The sequence below is a fragment of the Rhizobium sp. 01T437 genome, assembly GCF_056398505.1.
Map to the genome: position 1 here is coordinate 220,830 of NZ_JBFTPM010000001.1, position 17,680 is coordinate 238,509.

The following is a 17,680-nucleotide window of genomic DNA, read 5'->3' on the forward strand; positions in this document are numbered from 1 at the left end:
AAGAGGAGAACGAGATGACCAAGTCCTATACCGGTAGCTGCGCCTGTGGCGCGATCCGTTACGAGATATCAGGCGAGCCGGCCGTCATGGTCGATTGTCAGTGCCGGCAGTGTCAGCGCTCCAGCGGCACTGGACATCAATCGCATCTGACTTTCGTGGCAGTGGAGGTGAAGGTCGAGGGAGAGGCATCCCTGTGGCAGACTGTCGGCGAAGGCGGGACCGTCAAGCAGCGCGGCTTCTGCCCGACATGCGGTTCAGCCGTCTACATGACGTTTCCCGACATGCCCGAGGTCTTCATCGTCACGCCGGCAAGCCTCGACGACCCAAGCCGCTATCAGCCGCAACTGGTGTCCTGGACCGCGGCCGGATATGCTTGGGACCACCTCGACCCGGCCGTGCCGAAATTCGAGAGGATGCCGCCGGCGTGAAAGCCGGCGTCCTGACTTCGCGTCGAGGATGCGCCGGAACAGGGATTGTTGCTCTCGGCTTCGCCTGACATAGTGCTGCAAACACAGCAGGTGATGTCTTGCCTTTTGCCGTTTTTATGGAACTCGACCCCTACGGTGCCGTAGAGCTTCAGCCGATCATCGAGCATGTGGAGCGTATTTCGCCCAATGCCGTCACTCCTCGCCGTGTGAAGGTTGAGCCGCACATATCGCTCGCCGTCTATGACGGGCTCGACCCCGAGCCTCTCGCAAGGGCGCTCGACCGGTTCAGCGCGGACATGAGCGCTCCCAGCATCAAACTTTCGAGTATCGGTCTTTTTCCCGGACCGGCCTCGGTCCTGTTTGCAGCACCCGTTGTCTCCGCGGAGCTGCTTGCCCTGCATCGGGACTTTCACACGGCAGCCGCCTCGGCAGGGGTGGCGTGCTGGCCGCATTATCTGCCGGGAAACTGGGTGCCGCATGTCACGCTCGGTGAGCAGCTGAGCCCCGAGGAGGCCGGGGCGGCAATCAGCGGCGCGATGGACCTGTGGCAACCGGTGGCCGCAAGCCTGCACCGGATTTCACTCGTGCACTTCCATCCGGTCGAACTGTTGTGGCATCGGCAGTTGCCGGGCTGAACCTATTCGGTGGCTTAGGCGCGCCAAAACGGCCGGTGGCTCTCTTCGTAAGCGGCATCCCGCGTCATGCCGAAATCCCGGAGCGTTTCGTCCGGCAGGGTATCCAGCTCGCGTGCGAAGAGGCGGCGCTCGCTCCAGCGTTCCAGCCACAGGCGGAGCGTGTCTGTCATGTGCATGATGAAATTTCCTTTCTCTGTTGGCAAAGCTCACCTATTGTGAACGGAGATTTAAGCAGAAATTTCCGCTTGTTTGCTTGAATGTCATGATTTTATGGCAGTCTCAGAAACTGGAAAAGCGCGTTATCTTGACGGCATCCGTTAGAAGAACTCACATAAGAGAAAGCCATGGCCCGCAATCTGCCGCCACTCTCCTATCTCAGGGCCTTCGAGGCCACCGCACGTCTCGGCTCGGTGACACGGGCAGCCGATGAACTGGGGCGCACGCATGGGGCTGTCTCCAAGCAGTTGCAGCTTCTGCAGGAGCAGCTTGGGCTTCCCGTGTTCGAGAAGTCAGGCACGGGCCTCCGGCTGAATGAGGATGGGGCTGCCTTCTTCACCACGGTGTCGCGGGCTTTCGATCTTCTGGAGGAGCGCTATCAGGAACTGAAGGCGAGCCGGAACGAGGCGAGCGTGCATATCGCCTGCAGCGCCACCTTCGCCATGGTCTGGCTCGTGCCGCGGCTGGCGGAATTTTACAGTCTTTATCCGAACTGCCGCGTGCAGCTTTCCCTGTCATCGAGCGCGCGCGACGGCGGTACGAACCGGGCGAGGGATGGCGTGGATTTCACACTGAGCTGGGACCGCCTGTCGCGGCCGCAGGTGAAGGACGAGTTCGTGCCGCTCGCTTCCGTCTCCTTCGGCCTGGTCTCCGCGCCGGATTATTCGTTCAACACGGACGGCGATGACTTCAGCTTCCCGACGCGCATCTCGCCTGACCACCTGAGTGAGCAGTGGACGAGCTGGCAGGCGGCGACCGGGCATAGGATCTCGGCACAGTCGGAGCTTTATTTTCCGCATATGCATCTCTGCGTGAGCGCTGCCGTCACCGGGCTTGGGGTAGCGCTGGTCGAGCGGCGCTTTGCGCTGAAGGAGCTGAAGAGCGGGAGGCTCGTGGAGCGGTCGGAATTCCTGACCTACGAGGACGGCTTTGTGGCGATCATGAAACCGGGCCGGGCGCTCTCGCCGGCGGCTGATCATTTCCTCGACTGGCTGCGTAGCGCCTTCGTGCGGGAATAGCCCGGCGAAAACTCGCTTTCGCTTCAGCGACGAAACAGATCCCGCGCAAGCCAGATGCAGAGGGCGGCTGCGAGCAACCAGATGATCACGATCGCCACAAGGCCTGCACGGCTGACCGGGCGCTGCGCCCGCTCGATGGCCATGTCCCTGAATTCCGACATCAGGGGCGCTGGAATGAGGCGGATGGCGATGAGGATGCCCAGCGGGACGATGATGAGATCATCGAGATAGCCGAGCACCGGCACGAAGTCCGGGATGAGATCGACTGGGGAAAGCGCATAGGCAGCAACCGCGCCGGCGACAATCTTGGCCACCACAGGCGTGCGACCGTCGCGCGCCGCAATCCAGAGCGCGACCACATCGCGTTTCACGCTTCGCGCCCATTGTTTCGCCGCCGTCAGCCATTCGCCCATTGTTGCGCTGCCTGTCCGTTTGAGCATTCGGTCCGGATCGTTGCAGGCGTGGTTTAACATTTGATCTATTGAGTGAGAGCCGAGCCCAAATGTTTTCTGTTTGTTCTTTTTCGTCACTCAGTTACATTGCACTCATACGCGACGCTGATTTTCGCGAAAAGGGAGTTTGCATGAAGGCGGTTTTGTTTGGGTTTTTCTTGCTGGCCGCCGGGAATGCGTCTGCTTCCTGCGAGCTGGTTTCGGCTCCGTGCTCCACTGACAGTTCAGGCAATACCTATATCCGAGAGCAAAATCTCGGCGGCGGCTACAATACTTATCGAAACGGAGATCTCTACTCCCAGACGCATCAGCAGCTCAATGGCAGCTACCGGGAGACCTATTCGAGCGGTGGCTATCGGACTTATTATAGCGACCCCAATCGCAGCGACCCTTATCGGGACAATCCGAAAGGGACGGTGGGCCACTGAGGCGAGGCCCATCTTCCCGCAGCACAATCTGAGCAGTTGGGTGACAACGACGGCGCTATTGCTGCCTGTACACTTTGCTGGAATTGCATCTAGTGATGCTTGAAGTATTGCACCTCGCGCTCATGCTTCTCAGCCGCATCCCGGGTCTTGAAGGTACCCAGGTTCCTGCGTTTGTGCGTCTTCGCATCGGGTTTGCGGGAATAGAGACGATATTCGCCTGACTTCAGTTTTCGGATCATCGGAACCTCCTATTCTGAGGGGTAAATCCCCCTCAGCCTCATCCGGTTCCGGCTTACGAGGACGATCTCTCTAAGTCACCGTGCAGCGACAATAGGCCTGAGCGCGTCGATCAGCTCAGTGGGGCCTTTGCGGACATCGCGTGCATTCGGCTCGACGTCGATGAGGCCACCCCTGCTATGCACGTCGTAGAGTTCGGCTAGAAGATCGGCAGCGCTGGCGCTCATCACCCGGCCCAGGCTTTCCCGCCATTGCGAGCGGGGCAGGGCTTGAGCAGTAATCGTGCGGCCCAGCAACTGGCTCAGCGCTGCAGCCACGTCGCTCGCGCTATAGCGGCGCGGGCCTTCCGCGTGAACGATCTGCTCGTGCGTGTCGATGTCGGGGCGAAGCAGGAGATCGGCGGCAATCAGGCCGACATCCTGCGCCGAGACGTTGGGGATCCGCTTTTCGACCGGATCATGAAAGCTCGGCAGAATGCCGGTTGCGATTGCCGCCGGCGCGACGCGACCCCAGCCTTCCATATGCTCGGCTGACCGCAGGAATATCCGGCGCATATCCAGTTGGCGAAGGCGCTGTTCGAATATGTGGAACATGCTCGGCATGGCGAAGCCTTCGCCGAGATGGGCGCCATAGTCGGAAATGGCAAGCACGAGGGCGGGCCGCGCCTCTTCCAATGCCTCGGCAATGCTTTCGATCGAGCGGCGCATGTCGCCTTTTATATCTTCTGCCCGCGGGTCTGCCGGCAGGATGACCTGGACGCTGTCCGTACCTGATATCGCTCCGGCAAGCGCCTTGGCGTCCTGCAGATCGGCAAATGCGACATCGCAGCCGACGGCGGCAAGGCGGTCAGCCTTTGCCGGATCGCGCAGGATAGCGCGCACGGGCACACCTGCCTCGCGCAGCGCCTTGGCGGTCGAATAGCCGATCTTTCCGGCGGCTCCGAGGATTGCAATCATGTGTTTCTCCTTGCTGATGATGCGCAAGGACTAGAGAGCCGCACCGAAGGCGTCGCACAAATTCAGGCCGGTCTTTGCAATTTCGGGCGAAATTCGCCGACTTCGCGCAGGATCTCGCCGGGTGTCTGGCCCGTGAGCCGGCGCATGGTCGTTGCCATATGGCTCTGATGGGCAAAGCCCGCGGCAAGCGCAATTTCGCTTGCGGCCATATCCGTCGTCGTCATCAGGGCGCGGGCATATTCGACGCGGCGGCGGATGACATATTGGTGCACGGAAACGCCGGTGCTATTGCGAAACAGGCTCTTCAGCCGTGTGACGCTGACACCAGCGACGACCGCAAGGTCCGCCAGATGCAGCTTCCGGTCCAGATGGGTCTCGACGAATTCCGTCAGCATCCGCAATTGCCGGGCCGAGAGTTTCGGTTCGCCGTTGATCTCGGGCCGGGGCGCGGCGTCGCTCGACGTCTCGATCAGCCGGATTGCGAGCGCGTTGGCGAGAAGATCGATATAGAGAGGGTCGGAGGGTGTATCGGCTTCCAGATCCGCCTTGATCGCCCGGCAGATCGCCTCGATGCCGGCGTCACGCAGCTGAAATCGCGGCTGCAGCTCGATCTTGCCGGCATCCCGCCCGAGATCTTCGGCGACCTGTTCCAGCCGCGAGGGATCGAGACTTACACGCAGGATCCGGCAATCGGCATCATCCTCCCAGGACCCATCGAGGCCGGCCGGGATGACATCGATATCGCCCGGCTTCTGCACGCGCCGCATGCGCCGGCCGCCGCAGTGGCAATCGGCATTGACGGGCGGACCGTAGTGGATGCCCAGACGATGCATGTCACCACCCGGAACACGGGAGATGCCGCGCGGAATATGCAGGAAGTCGGCGGCCAGCCCGCTCCACGCCCGTCCGGCGCTGGTCAGCAGAATCTGCGGTGAGGTCTGCAGGGATGAAGCTGTCATGATCTGTCTTTGTTTTTAGCTTGGGGCTTTTAGCTTGGGGCTTTCTGCTTTGGGCCGGATGCTACGTCTCAATCGCCGCCTTGCCAACCGGCCATGCCTGAAAGCTCAGATGATCGCCTCGATGAGAAACGGTCCGCGGCGCCTGAGCGCGCTTTCGAAGAGATCGGCAAATTGCTCGCAGCTATGCGCACCGGCGGCATCGACGCCCATGCCCTTGGCGACCAACACCCAGTCCCAGGCCGGGTGATCGAGGTTCATCATCCGCCGGGCGTTCTCACCGATGCCGTCGACGCCGACATTGCGCATCTCGGCATGCAGCACGGCATAGGCGCGGTTGGCGAAGATGATCGTGATCACATCGAGATTTTCCCGCGCCTGCGTCCACAGGCCCTGCACCGTATACATGCCACTGCCATCCGCCTGCAGATTGATGACCTTGCGGTCGGGGCAGGCGACCGCCGCACCCGTCGCAAGCGGGATACCGCAGCCGATCGAGCCGCCGGTGTTCATCAGGTAGTCGTGTGGCGCCGAGCCGGCCGAAAGTTCGAAGAAGCGGCGGGCGGAGGTGACCCCCTCGTCGCAGATGATGGCATTGTCGGGAAGTCTTGCCGCCACCATCACGGCGATCGCATCTTCGGTCAGATGCCCGAACGGAACGATATCGTCGGAAAGTCCTGATGGTCGCGACGGAGGTAGTGACTGCCTGACGCCGAGTTCATCCCTGAGTGCTTCCAGCGCACCTTTCAGATCTTCGCCATGCCTTGCAAGGGTCAGAACCTTGCAGCCTTTGCGCACCAGCCGTCCAGGCTTGCCCGGATAGGCAAAGAAGGCGACAGGCTCTGGCGCGCCTGCCAATATCAGCACATCGATATCGGCCAGCAGATCAAGGGCGGCGTCGATCGGATAAGGGATGCGGGTCAGGGCGACACGGCCGCGGCCACGCTCCACCCTGGGCAGCTGCATCTCACTGAAGAGACGCACATCCTTGGCGGCCGCAATTGCGCCCGCAATCTCCAGGCAGTCGGCACGGGCAGCCACACCACTGACGAGGATTCCGGCCTCGCCGGGCGTATCTCTGATGGCGGCGGCAACCTGGCGCACGACGTCCATGTTCACGGCCGATGGTACCGGCGGGGACAGCCTGACCGGCTGATCCGTTTCGACATGGCCCCAGGCGGCATCTGCCGGCAGGATGAGCGTTGCCACACCAGGAGGTGACAATGAGGCACGGAAGGCAGCCTCCGTCGCGTCTGCCACATCCTCGGGGCCGCTGATGCGACGCACCCAGTTCGACATCGGCGCGGCGAGGCTTTCGATATCGGATGTCAGCGGCGCATCGAGGGCAAGATGATAGGAGGCGTGGTCGCCGACGATGTTGATGACGGGAACTCTTGCCCGGCGGGCATTGTGGAGATTGGCAAGGCCGTTCGCCAGCCCCGGTCCGGTGTGGAGCAAGGTCGCGGCCGGTCGGTCGGTCATGCGCGCATAACCATCGGCCGCTCCGGTGACGACGCCCTCGGAGAGGCCGAGAACACAGCGCATCTCGGGCTTGCGGTCGAGCGCCGCCACAAAATGCATTTCCGATGTGCCGGGATTGGCAAAGCACACCCTGACATCGTTTGCCAGCAGCGTATCACACAGGCTGTCTGCACCATTCATGGCCGTTTCCTCCTGTTTACAACAGCCTTGCACGGGAAGAATATAAGAACAACCTTGAATATTGCATCCGGTCGGCGCGAGCTTTTGTGATGGGGCTTCAAGCCGCCCTTATACTCATCGCGGCGGCGGCAGCCATTGGGGAAATTGGCGATGAGCATGCTGTTCAGGAACGAGTTGCATGAGGATTTCGGCAGCTGGCCGATTGCCTATATTCCCTATGGCGGGGCGGATTTCGGCGAGATCCGGGCCGTAGCGGAAGCCGTCGGCGATGGCGATCACGGTGCTTTCTACGAGGCGTGGGTTTCGGCTGGCGACCGGCTGAAAGGCGAAGCCGAGGCAGCGCTTTCCGCGGGGCATAAGGTCAGCGCGCGCGAGCTTTATCTGCGGGCAAGCGTCTTCTACGCCGCCTCCTATCATCCGCTCTACGGTGCGCCTGTCGACCCGCGTCTGCTTGCCGCCTTCCGCAAGCAGACGGATGCGCTGGAGATGGGGCTTGCGCTCTCGGCGCCGACGATCGAGCGGCTTTCCATTCCGCTTAGTGAGACGCCGATGCCTGGATATTTCATTCCGGCTCAGGGTCTCGAGCATGAGATGCGGCCGCTCATCATCTTCAATAACGGCTATGACTGCACCATCACAGACACTTATTTCGCCTGCGCCGTCGCAGCCTCGCGGCGCGGCTATCATAGCCTGCTCTTCGACGGCCCTGGCCAGGGCGCCATGCTCTACGAGCACGGCATTCCGCTGCGGCCGGACTGGGATGTGGTCATCAGGGCGGTGGTGGATTTTGCGGTGAACTATCCGCTCGTCGACCCCGATCGTATCGCGCTCAGCGGCTGGAGCCTCGGCGGGCTTCTGGCGCCGCGCGGGGCGGCGGACGAGCCGCGCGTTGCCGCGCTGATCGCCGATCCCGGCACCTGGAGCATTGCCGATGGCTTTCGCAGGGTCATCATCCAAAAATTCGGCGTGCCTGCGGAAGCGGTGGCTGATCTCGGTGCTCTCGACCAGACATTGATCGATACGATGGACGCCTTCATCCGCAGCAATCCGGTGCTGAACTGGAAGGTGGTGCAACGCGGCTTCTGGGTGCATGGGGTGGACAATCTCAGAGGCTTCCTCGCCTCGGCCGAGCTATTCACCATGCGGGGACATGCGGAGCGCATTCAATGCCCCACATTGATCACCCAGGCAGAGAATGACGGGCTTGCCGCCGATGCCGGCTTTTTCTTCGATGCGCTGCGCTGCCCGAAGACCTTGATGCGGTTCACCGCCGCGGAGGGCGCGGATGGCCATTGCGAGATGAAGAACCGGTCACTGCTCAACAGGCGGGTCCTGGACTGGCTCGACGCGCAATTCGGGCCGGGCAGCAGCTAGGTGGTCCAGAAGGCTGCGGGCATGGACGGGCAGTTCCGCCCCTTGCGCCGTGCAGGCCACCAGCTGCCGTGTCGCCCAATCATCCGACAGGCGGATGATGGCAATCCCGGACGATCGCTTTTGGCCGCGGGCCGCCGTATCAGGCACGATGCCGATACCGACGCCAGCACCGGCCAGCCGGCAGATGGCCTCGAAATCGCGCAGCCGCACGCGGGTCTTCAGCCGGATGCCGATGCGGCCGGCCTGCGCGTCGATATGATCCTGCAGGGCGGCGCCGGCGAGGGCGATGAAATGCTCATCGACGAGATCGGCGAAGCGAATGCTGCTCTCCAGGGCCAGAGGATGGCTGTTGCTTGCAACGACGACGAGCCGGTCGATCGCGAAAGGTCGCGCCGTCAGCCCGGCCATTTCGGCCGCGGCAGAGAGGATGCCGATCTCGGCATGGCCAGCCGCCACGCTTCGGGCAATCTCGACGCTCTGCCGTTCCTTCAGTTGCAGATCCACTTGCGGGTTGGTGGCCATCCAGTCCGCCAGCTTTTCAGGCAGGTGTTCCGATATGGCTGCCGTGTTGGCGAGAATGCTGATCGTCGAGCGCAAGCCCCGAGCATATTCGCCGAGTTCGCCATGCATCTGCCTGATCTGGCCGAGGATCACGCGGGCATGGTGAGCCAGTGCTTCTCCGGCCTCTGTCGGGGAGACGCCACGCCGGCCGCGTTCCAGCAGGGTGACTTCGCCGAGCGCCTCCATGTCGCGCAGGCGCTCGCTCGCGGCGGCCAGCGAAAGCCCCACGTCTGCCGCCCCATGGGTGATGCTGCCGGCATCGACGACGGCCAGGAACAGGCGAAGGTCGGTCAGATCGAAACGCATTTTGCCACAATAGGCCATTTCGTGCCTTCGGGCCAGTCGAAGGCAGGTTCGGGGACTTCCGCATTGTGCCGGTATCGGAAGCTGCTAGCGATGCGTCATGTCCGATCCTTCCATCATTTTCCTGTCAGCCGTCACCGCCACCTTCTTTGCCGCCGGCATCGTCAAGGGTGTCACCGGCATGGGACTTCCGACAGTCGCCATGGGCGTATTGGGGGTTTTGACCTCGCCGCTGACGGCAGCAAGCCTTCTCCTCGCGCCGTCCTTCGTCACCAATATCTGGCAGCTGTTTGCAGGGCCGGGTTTCGGTCCGCTTCTGCGGCGGTTCTGGCCGATGATGACAGCCATTATTGCGGGGACGATGCTTGGTTCGTCATGGCTTACGGGCAGCGATACCAACCTCACGACGAGGGGGCTCGGTGCAACGCTGGTGCTCTATGCGGCCTATTCGCTGTTTGCGCGTCAACTCCGGGTGCCGGAGGCCATGGAGCCATGGCTTTCGCCTGTCATCGGTGCGGCGACGGGACTGGTGACCGGTAGCACAGGCGTCTTTGTCATTCCGGCCGTGCCCTATCTGCAGGCGCTGGGGCTTCCGAAGGATGATCTGGTGCAGGCGCTCGGCCTGTCCTTCACCGTCTCCACGATCGCGCTTGCAGCGTCCCTCGGCATACGCGGCGCCTTCGACGGCGGCAATCTTGCGCTTTCGGTGCTTGCGATCTTGCCTGCACTAGCGGGCATGTGGGCGGGACAGGTGCTGCGCGGTCGGATCGCACCGGCAACCTTCCGCCGCTGGTTTCTCATCTGCCTCCTGCTGCTCGGTGCGGAAATGTGCCTTGGGCCGCATTGAGCCTTGGCTAGGACGCCACACCCGTTACATTGCCCTCGGCGTCGGTCACGAACGTGCCCTTGCTTTGGTCGAGCATGGTCAGCAGATTGCCGAAGGGATCACGCACGACAACCGCCATGCCGATCGGCAGGTCGAACGGCTCGCAGACCCGCTCTCCGCCGGCCGCCTCGAAACGCGCAAGGGCAGGGGCAAGCTCGGGCACGAGAAGATCCACCTCCGGGCCGGTTTTGGTGTGCAGCACAAGTTCGGCGTCCGTATCCGCCATGGCAAGGCCTGCGGCATCGCGCGTGCGCCAGAGCAGTTTGTGGCCGAGGGTATGGGAATAAAAGGCCAGGCCTTCGTCCAAGTCTGAGACCCTGAGGATCACGCAGTCGATTTTCTGGAACACGAGTATCTCCTGGCCCTTACGGCACGTCCCGCGTGCCCCTGGAAATAGAGGGTGGCGGGTGGCGGGCAACGTGAAAAAGCTATTACGAACAAAGAGCCTTGGGAGATAGGTGAAGGCATTGTGCCACGGCACACCATCTCCACGCGAAGCATCCACCGCCTTCTTTTGGCCCCGCTCGCTCATCACTAAACTAGCCCCACGCGATGTGCGATTCCTTTCCGTTCAACGAAGGTTTGAGAATGATCAAGACAATGACGATTGCGGCAACCGCCATGCTGGTTTCGGCTCACTATGCCGGCGCCTCCAGTGATGCCGCGTGGAATGCGCTCTTCGCCAAGGTGAACGGCACCTGCATCGGCCAGTCGGGCATGGATACGCCAGAGGCGACCGCTCCTATTGTCTTCGACGATGCGACAGGCAAGGTCGCCGTGCTGCTGCGCGGCTCAATGGGCAAGGGCAAGAGCAAGGTCAAGAACGTCAACCTGATCTGCCTTTACGACAAGAAGACCGGCAAGGCGTCGATCGAGGAATATCGCTGGCTCGGCCGGTAATGCCTTGCGGCCATCATGCGCGCGCATGATGGCCCTCCGCCGGCGGAAAAATAAGCCGGTCCTGTCGGAACATGCGCCATTCATTCGTCCTTTGCGTGAGACCAGCGAGGATGGAGATTTGGAATGGCCGACCTCACGCTGACGACCTACGACTGGGTTCCCGATGCACCGCGCGGCTACGTGCGGGACATCCGCGTGCGCTGGGCGCTGGAGGAGGGTGGTTTGCCCTACAGCGTCAAAGCCGTGCCGTTCAATGAACGGGATGCCGAGCATTTTTCGCACCAGCCTTTCGGGCAGGTGCCGTGGCTGACCGACGGGGAGACTTCGATCTTCGAGAGCGGCGCGATCCTGCTTTATCTGGCCGAGCTGAGCGAGGTGCTGATGCCCGCCGACCGTCAGGGCCGCAGCGAGGTGGTGGAATGGGTTTTTGCGGCGCTCAATTCCGTGGAGATGGCGAGCCTGCCGTGGTCCCTGTTCATCTTTTCCGGCAACAATAACGACACGCCCGGATGGACGCTCTTTGACGGATTTCTCCACCAGCACCGGCTCAAACACCTGGAGCCGGTGCTGGCAAAACGTGATTGGCTGGCCGGCTCCTTCTCCGTTGCCGATATCCTCATGTCCGATGTGCTGCGCCTCGTCGATCGCTTCGATGGGCTCGCGGCCTATCCCGCCTGCCGCGCCTATGTCGCCCGCGCCACGGCCCGCCCGGCTTTCAAGAAAGCCTATGCGGACCAGATGGCGCATTTTGCTGCGGCAGACTGAGCGCGGGGCCGGGGTTAGAAAACAGCATCTCAAGCAACCAGCCGGATGACGATGGCGCCAGCCAGCAGGACGACGAGGATGCCTGTGGTCATCAGGCTCGTCAGAAAGTACCGATAGGTCTTCCCGCTTCGAGCGCGGCCGGCAATGATCTCGCGTTCACGCGCCAGGTAAGTTACGCCGCTGCGGCCGAACATGGGTTTCTTCCTTGAGGTCATCGACAGGATACAGGAGCGAGTCTGCCGAAAAGCCCATAGGAAATCGATATTGCTGCGGGGCAGGGAATATAGGAATTGCATCAAAGCCCGCGACGCCGCGCGCACCTTTATGGAAAACCTATGCCGGCGGCTTTCCGCTCCAATCGAAAACATATGCCCTGGCCGATAGCTTTGCCTGACGCGGATGATCCTTTGTCCGCGCTGACAATGCGAAAGGAAAAGGCGATGTATGGTCGTTGGTGGGCTTATTACATGCAGGCGCGCATGCGCCATGTGGCTCAGTCTCATCCGTCCTTGAACGCGCAGCAGCGTAGAACCGAGGTGACGTTCGATCATACGGACGATCTCTGGATATTTCTGAGGCTCGCTCTGGTTCTTGCCGTCTTCTTTGCCGGCCTTGCCTGCATCCTCTGGGTCGCGGGCTGACGGCACGATGAAGTCAATCGAGCTGGACGCGGTATCCAGGGCGACGGTCGGGCGCTTCGTCTGGAAGTGTTATATCGCTCTGGTCATCGCCCTCTTTGCACGGTCGAACATTGCGGAGACGGCATCGAAATGCCTGCTCCTCTATGCGGCTCTGATGATCTTGGTCGCGTTGTTTACGCGCCAGCGCTACTACGCCGGCAGCTTCAACCATTGGAGTGAAACGCTCTGGCTCGCCTTCGTTGCCGCCGGCCTGCATCTCACAGGCTGACCGCGGCTTCGCCTGAAACCATCCGGCGCCCAAGCTTCAGGTGCGCCCTTCGTTCACCTGCCGGCGCGGTCCGAAATATGGCTGGCGCTCCGTCTCGCTTGCCCTGAGCGAATGGCGCAGCCGCAGCAGATCCTTGCGCGCGACGAGGCCGCGCAACTCGCCGTTTTCGGCATCGACGATCGGAATGCGGCCGGCATCGGTCGCCAGCATCAGATCGGCGACATAACCGACCGTATCGTCGGGATGGGCTGTTGGCAGCGAGCTGTCGGAGACGAGATCGCCGAGCGTCTGGTCGGCAAACGTGCCATCCTGCTGCCAGCGCAGCGCATCGCCGCGCGAGACCAGGCCTTTCACGATGCCTTTGCCATCGACGACGGGATAGACGCGGTGGGTCTTCGGCGTCGCCATAAAGAAATGGGTCACGTCACCGACCGTCATATCCGCCGGGAAAGTATCGACCTTCTTGATCATGATGTCGCGGGCGCGGGAGAACTCGAAGGGATCGATGCCGTATTCGCGGGTGATGTGCTGGCCGCGGCGGGCGATCTTCTCCGTCAGGATCGAGCGGCGCAGCAGCAGGACCGTGACCGCATAGGCGGAGACGGTCGCGGCCAGCAGCGGCAACAGCGCCGAGACGTCGCCCGTGAGCTCTACGGCGAAGAAGGTGCCCGTCAGCGGCGCGCGCATGGTGCCGCCCATCATGGCGGCCATTCCGAGCAGGGCCCAGAAGCCGGGATCGCCGGGAAGGAAGAGGCCGACCAGCCAGCCGAGCGCACCGCCGAAGATGAGCAGCGGCGCCAGCACACCGCCCGAGGTGCCCGATGACAGGGCAACCAGCCAGATCGCGGCTTTCACCAAGAGGATCGTCAGCACGGCTGCCGGCAGGATGCTGCTGTTCAGCAGGCCGTCGATGATATCGTAGCCGACGCCAAGCACCCGCGGTTCGATCAGGCCGCCGAGGCCGATGACGAGGCCGCCGATCACCGGGCACCACATCCAGTGGATCGGCAGCGCCTCGAAGAGATCCTCGATCTTGTAGAGCAGCGTCGTCAGGATGCCGGATTGCAGTCCGGCGATGATACCGACAGCGGCGCAAAGCAGGATGCCCCACCAGGGCAGGTCCATGTGGAACTGTTTCGGAAAGAGTGGGCCGGCCTGAAACAGGAAGGGGCGCCAGCAGATCGACACGCAGGCGGCGACCGCGACCGGAATGAAGCTGCGCGGCTTCCATTCGAACAGCAGCAGTTCGACAGCGAGCATGATGGCGGCGATCGGCGAGCCGAAGATCGCGGTCATGCCGGCGGCAGCACCGGCGACCAGCAGCGTCTTGCGCTCGGCCGAGCTCAGATGAAAGCATTGGGCAAAGAGCGAGCCGATCGCGCCGCCCGTCATGATGATCGGGCCTTCCGCGCCGAAAGGGCCGCCGGTACCGATCGAGATCGCCGAGGAGAGCGGCTTCAGGATCGCCACTTTCGGCGACATGCGGCTGCCGCCGATCAGGATCGCTTCGATCGCCTCGGGAATGCCGTGGCCGCGGATCTTTTCGGAGCCGAAGCGGGCCATCAGCCCGATGACGAGGCCGCCGATGACGGGAATGATAACCATCCAGACGGAGCGCGGCGCCTGCGCCGTCGAGACGGCCGCAATGCTGAAGCGGTGAAACCAGACGAGGTTCGTCACCAGCGAGATGAGACTGACCAGGACCCAGGCGGCAAAAGCGCCGCCGGTGCCGACGATCAGCGCCATGCCGACGAGGGCCAAGACACGCTTGTCCGTGGTGAAATCCCCGGCCTCGCGCCGGGAGAGGCCACCCATGAAATCATGGGGGCGATGTGGGGTTTTCTGGGGAGGCATTGCTAATCCTGTTGACGGCGTCGTCCTTGTGGCAAATATATCGTAATGCGATATAAATCAACAGCCAAAATCAGGAGCATGGAACCATGCCGGACAAACACCTGGCCCTATCAGAGATCGAATATGAGGCGCTCGCCAATCTCAGATACAGGATCCGCAAATTTCGCCAGTTCAGCGGGAAGGCGGCCGAAAAGCTCGGCCTGACGCGGCAGCAGCATCAGGCGCTGCTCGCGATCAAAGGGCTCGGTGTCGGTGGCCGCATGAGCCTGCCGGATCTTGCGGACAGGCTCTTCCTTTCGACGACCGAGGCCGCAGAACTCGCGGCTTCGCTGCAGGAGGCCGGCCATGTCACGATCGAGGCGAAGCAGAAGCGCCGGCCGGCCGTCATGTTGACAGCACAGGCAGAAGAGCTATTGCGTCGTCTGACGCCCGCTCATCTCTATGAGATCCGCGAGATGGCGCCGGAACTCATGCAGGCGCTACGCATGTTGCAGGATCACCGGCAGATGGAAGTGGCCGCATGGATGCAATGAGCGCACTGAAAGTACTGAGCGCGGGGACGTATGGTGAAGAAGCCGAAAGACGATCTGACGGATGCCGATTACGAGGCACTGTCCAACCTGCGCTACACGCTGCGCCGCTTCATGGATTTCAGCGCCTCGGCTGCTCAGGAAGAGGGCCTGCCGGCGCAGCAGCATCAGGCGCTGCTGGCCATCCGCGGCCATCGCGGCGAAGACGCCATGACGATCGGCATCCTGGCCGAACGCCTGCTGATCGCGCCGCATTCGGCCACCGAACTCGTAGGCCGCCTGGTTGCCGCAGGCTATGTCTCGCGCCAGACGGACCCGGCCGACAAACGCCGCCAGACGCTGGAGCTGACCGAAAAGGCTGAAGGCATTCTGAAGCGGCTGACGGCCATTCATCTGACCGAAATCAGGGAAATGGCGCCGAAACTCATCGACATGCTGCAGAGCCTGCAGGCGGGTGGCGAACTCAAGTCCGATCCCTGGCCAAGCTAGCGGGCGCTCAGGCCCGCCGGTTGTTAGCCTGCTTCAGGTGATGTCGAATGCCGTGGCCGGCAAGCGGCTCGTCGGCAAAATGGCCGATGACATGGAGATGGGCGTGCTGGACAGTCTGCCCCGCGACCTCGCCGACATTCCAGCCGATATTGTAGCCGTGCGGTTCGGCTCGATCGAGATGGGTGCGAGCACTCTCCAGGATTGAAAGTGTCGAACCATTCCTCTGATGTCAGCTCGATGGGCGTTGCGACATGCCGGAACGGTATGATGATGCCGGAGCATTGCAGCACCGGATCGGTCGTTTCGAGGAAATAGCAACTGTTGTTGGAAAAGAGCGGTGGGTCTCTTCCTCATGGCTTCTTCGTGAAGACGCCGAGATTGTAGAGCTGGACGCGCCGGTTATTGGCCGCTTCCGACTTCGAGCCCTCGATCGGGAAATATTCGCCAACGCCGACGGCATAGAGACGGCTGGCGTCGACGGCGAAGGTGGTCGACAGGATCTCCTTGATCGCCTCGGCCCGCTGTTGGCTGAGGTCGAGATTGTGCTCGTCGCTGCCAGTGGAACTGGTATGGCCGACGACGAGGAATTTGTAGGCCCAGAGGTTGGGGTGGTGCAGGGCATCGGCGATCATGCCGAGCGTGCGGTAGGAATCCGGCTCGATGGCGACGGAGTCGTTCGCGAAGGCGATTTCGACCACCATCTGCGGCAGGCGCGCAACCTTGCTCCAGTTCGGCAGGCCGGACATCTGCTTGCCCGATCCGTTCATGGCCTCCTGCCGCAGTAGTTCGACATCGACGATCGGCGCGGCGCCCTGCAGCTTGCCGAGCCCGTTGATGATGCGTTGTTCGGAGACCTGCTGCGCAAGCGCAAGCGCAGGGGTCGCCAATGTTTCGACAAAGATGGCGAGGGCGGCTTTTCTCATCCTCATGGCCTTATCTCCAGCCTGCATCTGATATTGCCTGATTGCATTGGGCTCCGACATATTTCGTCGTCTTGATCAGACAGGCAAGAATATAGCCATCGCCTTTGACGCCATTGCAGCGCCGCGCCATGTCACCGGCGCAGACTTTGCTGTAGGAGGCCTGCGCCTGTTCCCGTTTCTGAATGGACGCTGCGACGCTCGCAAGCGTAGACGTGCAGGTCGGCGAGACCTTGCCCGCATTCTGTGCAAGGCAATCGGCGATCCTGTTATTGCCGAGGTTCAGCCCCTTACAGAGTTTCTTGATATCGGCGCCGCAATCCTTTGCGAGCACGGTCACCGCATCGGCATAGCTGATCGTGTCGGCCTTGGCGGCACAAGTCCAGGCGATGACGGCGATGACTGCCGCGCCCGTCAGTCTCCATACTCCAGACATGCATAAGCCCTCCTGCTATGGCCGCCGGATTGGCGTCCCCTCGGGAGCTATTGAATGCAGATCGGGAGTGCTCGGATAAGTACGTTACCGTAAATCTGGTTGTAAATCGGAGGGCAGTTACGCGCTTGCCCGCCGATAGAGCGCGAGAGAGCCGGCAAGCGTCAGCAAGGCGCCGCCGCAGATCCGGTCGAGCCAGAGCGCGCCCGATTTCCGCAACAGCCGGACGGCCTGCTCGCCGAGCAAAGCGTAGCCGAACATGACCATGAAATCGATGGCGGCAAAGACGAGAGCGAGCACGGCATATTGCTCGACCTGCGCGCCCGCGGGGTCGATGAATTGCGGCAGAAAGGCCGAGAAGAAGAGATAGCCCTTGGGATTGGTGACGGCGACGAGGAAGCTCTTCAGGAAAATCGTCACCGCCGAAGCGGATGCATTCCCGTTTTCAGAGCGCAGCGATACATCCAGCATTCCCTTCGAACGCAGCAGCATGACGCCGAGGAAGGCGAGGTAGCAGACACCAACCCATTTGACGACGGTGAACCAGAATTCCGAGGCAGCAAGCAGCGCACCGAGGCCGAGGGCAACGGCGCCGATCAGCACGAAGTCGGACATGACAGCGCCGATCATGCCCGATATCGCCCGGCGCACCCCGAATTTCGAGCCGTTGGTCAGGGCGAGAAGCACCGTCGGGCCGGGTGTGGCGATGCCGATGAATGCCACAAGCGCAAATGCAAGAACCGTCATTTCAGTCATATCGTCCTCCA

The 17,680-nt window shown here is 62.1% G+C and carries 26 protein-coding genes; 12 read left to right on the forward strand and 14 right to left on the reverse strand.

Annotation, left to right across the window (positions count from 1 at the left end):
* Positions 1 to 14 precede the first annotated feature (14 nt).
* Both AC1DM5_RS01190 and AC1DM5_RS01195 read left to right on the forward strand, forming a co-directional pair.
* Complete coding sequence (locus AC1DM5_RS01190; RefSeq protein ID WP_477821325.1) at positions 15 to 428, forward strand: GFA family protein; 414 nt, start codon at positions 15 to 17, stop codon at positions 426 to 428.
* A 98-nt stretch (positions 429 to 526) separates the two neighbouring features.
* On the forward strand, positions 527 to 1,063 hold the full coding sequence (locus tag AC1DM5_RS01195; protein WP_477821326.1) for a 2'-5' RNA ligase family protein: 537 nt from the start codon (positions 527 to 529) through the stop codon (positions 1,061 to 1,063).
* A gap of 14 nt (positions 1,064 to 1,077) precedes the next feature.
* Here AC1DM5_RS01195 and AC1DM5_RS01200 read toward each other — a convergent pair whose 3' ends face one another.
* The gene (locus AC1DM5_RS01200; RefSeq protein ID WP_113507662.1) at positions 1,078 to 1,239 is read right to left on the reverse strand and encodes a YjiS-like domain-containing protein; all 162 of its coding nucleotides are present in this window, start codon (positions 1,237 to 1,239) and stop codon (positions 1,078 to 1,080) included.
* 168 nt (positions 1,240 to 1,407) lie between these two features.
* Here AC1DM5_RS01200 and AC1DM5_RS01205 point away from each other — a divergent pair, with 168 nt between their 5' ends.
* Positions 1,408 to 2,298, forward strand: coding sequence for a LysR substrate-binding domain-containing protein (locus tag AC1DM5_RS01205; RefSeq protein WP_477821327.1), 891 nt, complete (start codon positions 1,408 to 1,410; stop codon positions 2,296 to 2,298).
* A gap of 23 nt (positions 2,299 to 2,321) precedes the next feature.
* Here the strand turns inward: AC1DM5_RS01205 and AC1DM5_RS01210 are convergent, their stop codons facing one another.
* A complete protein-coding gene (locus AC1DM5_RS01210) occupies positions 2,322 to 2,711 on the reverse strand; it encodes a YkvA family protein (protein ID WP_477821378.1) in 390 nt (129 codons plus the stop codon).
* A 170-nt stretch (positions 2,712 to 2,881) separates the two neighbouring features.
* Between AC1DM5_RS01210 and AC1DM5_RS01215 the strand changes: the two genes are divergently transcribed.
* A complete protein-coding gene (locus AC1DM5_RS01215) occupies positions 2,882 to 3,178 on the forward strand; it encodes a hypothetical protein (RefSeq protein WP_477821328.1) in 297 nt (98 codons plus the stop codon).
* Between the two features lie 89 nt (positions 3,179 to 3,267).
* Here AC1DM5_RS01215 and AC1DM5_RS01220 read toward each other — a convergent pair whose 3' ends face one another.
* The 4 genes from AC1DM5_RS01220 to AC1DM5_RS01235 all read right to left on the reverse strand — a co-directional run bounded on the left by AC1DM5_RS01220 (position 3,268) and on the right by AC1DM5_RS01235 (position 6,989).
* The gene (locus tag AC1DM5_RS01220) at positions 3,268 to 3,417 is read right to left on the reverse strand and encodes a hypothetical protein (protein ID WP_477821329.1); all 150 of its coding nucleotides are present in this window, start codon (positions 3,415 to 3,417) and stop codon (positions 3,268 to 3,270) included.
* 75 nt (positions 3,418 to 3,492) lie between these two features.
* The gene (locus AC1DM5_RS01225) at positions 3,493 to 4,371 is read right to left on the reverse strand and encodes an NmrA family NAD(P)-binding protein (RefSeq protein WP_477821330.1); all 879 of its coding nucleotides are present in this window, start codon (positions 4,369 to 4,371) and stop codon (positions 3,493 to 3,495) included.
* Positions 4,372 to 4,433: 62 nt separating this feature from the next.
* A complete protein-coding gene (locus tag AC1DM5_RS01230; protein ID WP_477821331.1) occupies positions 4,434 to 5,330 on the reverse strand; it encodes a helix-turn-helix domain-containing protein in 897 nt (298 codons plus the stop codon).
* 105 nt (positions 5,331 to 5,435) lie between these two features.
* Entirely contained in the window at positions 5,436 to 6,989 is a 1,554-nt protein-coding gene (locus AC1DM5_RS01235; protein WP_477821332.1) for an acetolactate synthase large subunit, read from the reverse strand.
* A 150-nt stretch (positions 6,990 to 7,139) separates the two neighbouring features.
* On the opposite strand from AC1DM5_RS01235, the gene AC1DM5_RS01240 reads away from it, so the two are divergent.
* Complete coding sequence (locus AC1DM5_RS01240; protein WP_477821333.1) at positions 7,140 to 8,363, forward strand: alpha/beta hydrolase family protein; 1,224 nt, start codon at positions 7,140 to 7,142, stop codon at positions 8,361 to 8,363.
* On the opposite strand, the gene AC1DM5_RS01245 is transcribed toward AC1DM5_RS01240, so the two are convergent.
* The gene (locus tag AC1DM5_RS01245) at positions 8,301 to 9,230 is read right to left on the reverse strand and encodes a LysR family transcriptional regulator (RefSeq protein WP_477821379.1); all 930 of its coding nucleotides are present in this window, start codon (positions 9,228 to 9,230) and stop codon (positions 8,301 to 8,303) included. The two genes, AC1DM5_RS01240 and AC1DM5_RS01245, sit on opposite strands and share 63 nt — an antisense overlap.
* Positions 9,231 to 9,327: 97 nt before the next feature.
* On the opposite strand from AC1DM5_RS01245, the gene AC1DM5_RS01250 reads away from it, so the two are divergent.
* Positions 9,328 to 10,074, forward strand: coding sequence for a sulfite exporter TauE/SafE family protein (locus tag AC1DM5_RS01250; protein ID WP_477821334.1), 747 nt, complete (start codon positions 9,328 to 9,330; stop codon positions 10,072 to 10,074).
* Between the two features lie 7 nt (positions 10,075 to 10,081).
* Here AC1DM5_RS01250 and AC1DM5_RS01255 read toward each other — a convergent pair whose 3' ends face one another.
* Positions 10,082 to 10,462: a VOC family protein gene (locus AC1DM5_RS01255; protein ID WP_477974464.1), complete on the reverse strand. Its 381-nt coding sequence runs from the start codon at positions 10,460 to 10,462 to the stop codon at positions 10,082 to 10,084.
* A gap of 239 nt (positions 10,463 to 10,701) precedes the next feature.
* Here AC1DM5_RS01255 and AC1DM5_RS01260 point away from each other — a divergent pair, with 239 nt between their 5' ends.
* The gene (locus tag AC1DM5_RS01260; protein WP_477821336.1) at positions 10,702 to 11,013 is read left to right on the forward strand and encodes a hypothetical protein; all 312 of its coding nucleotides are present in this window, start codon (positions 10,702 to 10,704) and stop codon (positions 11,011 to 11,013) included.
* A gap of 123 nt (positions 11,014 to 11,136) precedes the next feature.
* The gene (locus tag AC1DM5_RS01265; protein ID WP_477821337.1) at positions 11,137 to 11,778 is read left to right on the forward strand and encodes a glutathione S-transferase family protein; all 642 of its coding nucleotides are present in this window, start codon (positions 11,137 to 11,139) and stop codon (positions 11,776 to 11,778) included.
* Positions 11,779 to 11,807: 29 nt separating this feature from the next.
* On the opposite strand, the gene AC1DM5_RS01270 is transcribed toward AC1DM5_RS01265, so the two are convergent.
* Positions 11,808 to 11,972: a hypothetical protein gene (locus tag AC1DM5_RS01270; RefSeq protein ID WP_477821338.1), complete on the reverse strand. Its 165-nt coding sequence runs from the start codon at positions 11,970 to 11,972 to the stop codon at positions 11,808 to 11,810.
* Between the two features lie 246 nt (positions 11,973 to 12,218).
* Between AC1DM5_RS01270 and AC1DM5_RS01275 the strand changes: the two genes are divergently transcribed.
* Together AC1DM5_RS01275 and AC1DM5_RS01280 are read left to right on the forward strand one after the other, a co-directional pair.
* The gene (locus AC1DM5_RS01275; RefSeq protein WP_477821339.1) at positions 12,219 to 12,419 is read left to right on the forward strand and encodes a hypothetical protein; all 201 of its coding nucleotides are present in this window, start codon (positions 12,219 to 12,221) and stop codon (positions 12,417 to 12,419) included.
* A 7-nt stretch (positions 12,420 to 12,426) separates the two neighbouring features.
* Positions 12,427 to 12,687 carry a hypothetical protein gene (locus AC1DM5_RS01280; protein WP_477821340.1) on the forward strand — a complete coding sequence of 87 codons (261 nt, stop codon included), beginning with the start codon at positions 12,427 to 12,429 and terminating at the stop codon, positions 12,685 to 12,687.
* A 36-nt stretch (positions 12,688 to 12,723) separates the two neighbouring features.
* Here the strand turns inward: AC1DM5_RS01280 and AC1DM5_RS01285 are convergent, their stop codons facing one another.
* Positions 12,724 to 14,541 carry a chloride channel protein gene (locus AC1DM5_RS01285; protein ID WP_477821341.1) on the reverse strand — a complete coding sequence of 606 codons (1,818 nt, stop codon included), beginning with the start codon at positions 14,539 to 14,541 and terminating at the stop codon, positions 12,724 to 12,726.
* Between the two features lie 86 nt (positions 14,542 to 14,627).
* Between AC1DM5_RS01285 and AC1DM5_RS01290 the strand changes: the two genes are divergently transcribed.
* On the forward strand, positions 14,628 to 15,074 hold the full coding sequence (locus tag AC1DM5_RS01290; protein ID WP_477821342.1) for a MarR family transcriptional regulator: 447 nt from the start codon (positions 14,628 to 14,630) through the stop codon (positions 15,072 to 15,074).
* Between the two features lie 30 nt (positions 15,075 to 15,104).
* Positions 15,105 to 15,560 carry a MarR family winged helix-turn-helix transcriptional regulator gene (locus tag AC1DM5_RS01295; protein ID WP_477821343.1) on the forward strand — a complete coding sequence of 152 codons (456 nt, stop codon included), beginning with the start codon at positions 15,105 to 15,107 and terminating at the stop codon, positions 15,558 to 15,560.
* Positions 15,561 to 15,567: 7 nt separating this feature from the next.
* Here AC1DM5_RS01295 and AC1DM5_RS01300 read toward each other — a convergent pair whose 3' ends face one another.
* The 4 genes from AC1DM5_RS01300 to AC1DM5_RS01315 form a co-directional block, all read right to left on the reverse strand.
* Complete coding sequence (locus tag AC1DM5_RS01300; RefSeq protein WP_477821380.1) at positions 15,568 to 15,762, reverse strand: HIT family protein; 195 nt, start codon at positions 15,760 to 15,762, stop codon at positions 15,568 to 15,570.
* 148 nt (positions 15,763 to 15,910) lie between these two features.
* Entirely contained in the window at positions 15,911 to 16,489 is a 579-nt protein-coding gene (locus AC1DM5_RS01305) for an OmpA family protein (RefSeq protein ID WP_477821344.1), read from the reverse strand.
* 4 nt (positions 16,490 to 16,493) lie between these two features.
* Positions 16,494 to 16,916, reverse strand: coding sequence for a hypothetical protein (locus AC1DM5_RS01310; protein WP_477821345.1), 423 nt, complete (start codon positions 16,914 to 16,916; stop codon positions 16,494 to 16,496).
* A 117-nt stretch (positions 16,917 to 17,033) separates the two neighbouring features.
* Positions 17,034 to 17,669: a LysE family translocator gene (locus AC1DM5_RS01315; RefSeq protein ID WP_477821346.1), complete on the reverse strand. Its 636-nt coding sequence runs from the start codon at positions 17,667 to 17,669 to the stop codon at positions 17,034 to 17,036.
* Positions 17,670 to 17,680 lie beyond the last annotated feature (11 nt).

Excerpts from the sequence above, each read along its gene's own strand:
- AC1DM5_RS01190 (WP_477821325.1), top strand. The coding sequence starts at position 15 with ATGACCAAGTCCTATACCGGTAGCTGCGCCTGTGGCGCGATCCGTTAC.
- AC1DM5_RS01200 (WP_113507662.1), bottom strand. The coding sequence starts at position 1,239 with ATGCACATGACAGACACGCTCCGCCTGTGGCTGGAACGCTGGAGCGAG.
- AC1DM5_RS01205 (WP_477821327.1), top strand. The coding sequence starts at position 1,408 with ATGGCCCGCAATCTGCCGCCACTCTCCTATCTCAGGGCCTTCGAGGCC.
- AC1DM5_RS01210 (WP_477821378.1), bottom strand. The coding sequence starts at position 2,711 with ATGGGCGAATGGCTGACGGCGGCGAAACAATGGGCGCGAAGCGTGAAA.
- AC1DM5_RS01215 (WP_477821328.1), top strand. The coding sequence starts at position 2,882 with ATGAAGGCGGTTTTGTTTGGGTTTTTCTTGCTGGCCGCCGGGAATGCG.
- AC1DM5_RS01220 (WP_477821329.1), bottom strand. The coding sequence starts at position 3,417 with ATGATCCGAAAACTGAAGTCAGGCGAATATCGTCTCTATTCCCGCAAA.
- AC1DM5_RS01225 (WP_477821330.1), bottom strand. The coding sequence starts at position 4,371 with ATGATTGCAATCCTCGGAGCCGCCGGAAAGATCGGCTATTCGACCGCC.
- AC1DM5_RS01230 (WP_477821331.1), bottom strand. The coding sequence starts at position 5,330 with ATGACAGCTTCATCCCTGCAGACCTCACCGCAGATTCTGCTGACCAGC.
- AC1DM5_RS01235 (WP_477821332.1), bottom strand. The coding sequence starts at position 6,989 with ATGAATGGTGCAGACAGCCTGTGTGATACGCTGCTGGCAAACGATGTC.
- AC1DM5_RS01240 (WP_477821333.1), top strand. The coding sequence starts at position 7,140 with ATGAGCATGCTGTTCAGGAACGAGTTGCATGAGGATTTCGGCAGCTGG.
- AC1DM5_RS01245 (WP_477821379.1), bottom strand. The coding sequence starts at position 9,230 with ATGCGTTTCGATCTGACCGACCTTCGCCTGTTCCTGGCCGTCGTCGAT.
- AC1DM5_RS01250 (WP_477821334.1), top strand. The coding sequence starts at position 9,328 with ATGTCCGATCCTTCCATCATTTTCCTGTCAGCCGTCACCGCCACCTTC.
- AC1DM5_RS01260 (WP_477821336.1), top strand. The coding sequence starts at position 10,702 with ATGATCAAGACAATGACGATTGCGGCAACCGCCATGCTGGTTTCGGCT.
- AC1DM5_RS01265 (WP_477821337.1), top strand. The coding sequence starts at position 11,137 with ATGGCCGACCTCACGCTGACGACCTACGACTGGGTTCCCGATGCACCG.
- AC1DM5_RS01270 (WP_477821338.1), bottom strand. The coding sequence starts at position 11,972 with ATGTTCGGCCGCAGCGGCGTAACTTACCTGGCGCGTGAACGCGAGATC.
- AC1DM5_RS01275 (WP_477821339.1), top strand. The coding sequence starts at position 12,219 with ATGTATGGTCGTTGGTGGGCTTATTACATGCAGGCGCGCATGCGCCAT.
- AC1DM5_RS01280 (WP_477821340.1), top strand. The coding sequence starts at position 12,427 with ATGAAGTCAATCGAGCTGGACGCGGTATCCAGGGCGACGGTCGGGCGC.
- AC1DM5_RS01285 (WP_477821341.1), bottom strand. The coding sequence starts at position 14,541 with ATGCCTCCCCAGAAAACCCCACATCGCCCCCATGATTTCATGGGTGGC.
- AC1DM5_RS01290 (WP_477821342.1), top strand. The coding sequence starts at position 14,628 with ATGCCGGACAAACACCTGGCCCTATCAGAGATCGAATATGAGGCGCTC.
- AC1DM5_RS01295 (WP_477821343.1), top strand. The coding sequence starts at position 15,105 with ATGGTGAAGAAGCCGAAAGACGATCTGACGGATGCCGATTACGAGGCA.
- AC1DM5_RS01305 (WP_477821344.1), bottom strand. The coding sequence starts at position 16,489 with ATGAGGATGAGAAAAGCCGCCCTCGCCATCTTTGTCGAAACATTGGCG.
- AC1DM5_RS01310 (WP_477821345.1), bottom strand. The coding sequence starts at position 16,916 with ATGTCTGGAGTATGGAGACTGACGGGCGCGGCAGTCATCGCCGTCATC.
- AC1DM5_RS01315 (WP_477821346.1), bottom strand. The coding sequence starts at position 17,669 with ATGACTGAAATGACGGTTCTTGCATTTGCGCTTGTGGCATTCATCGGC.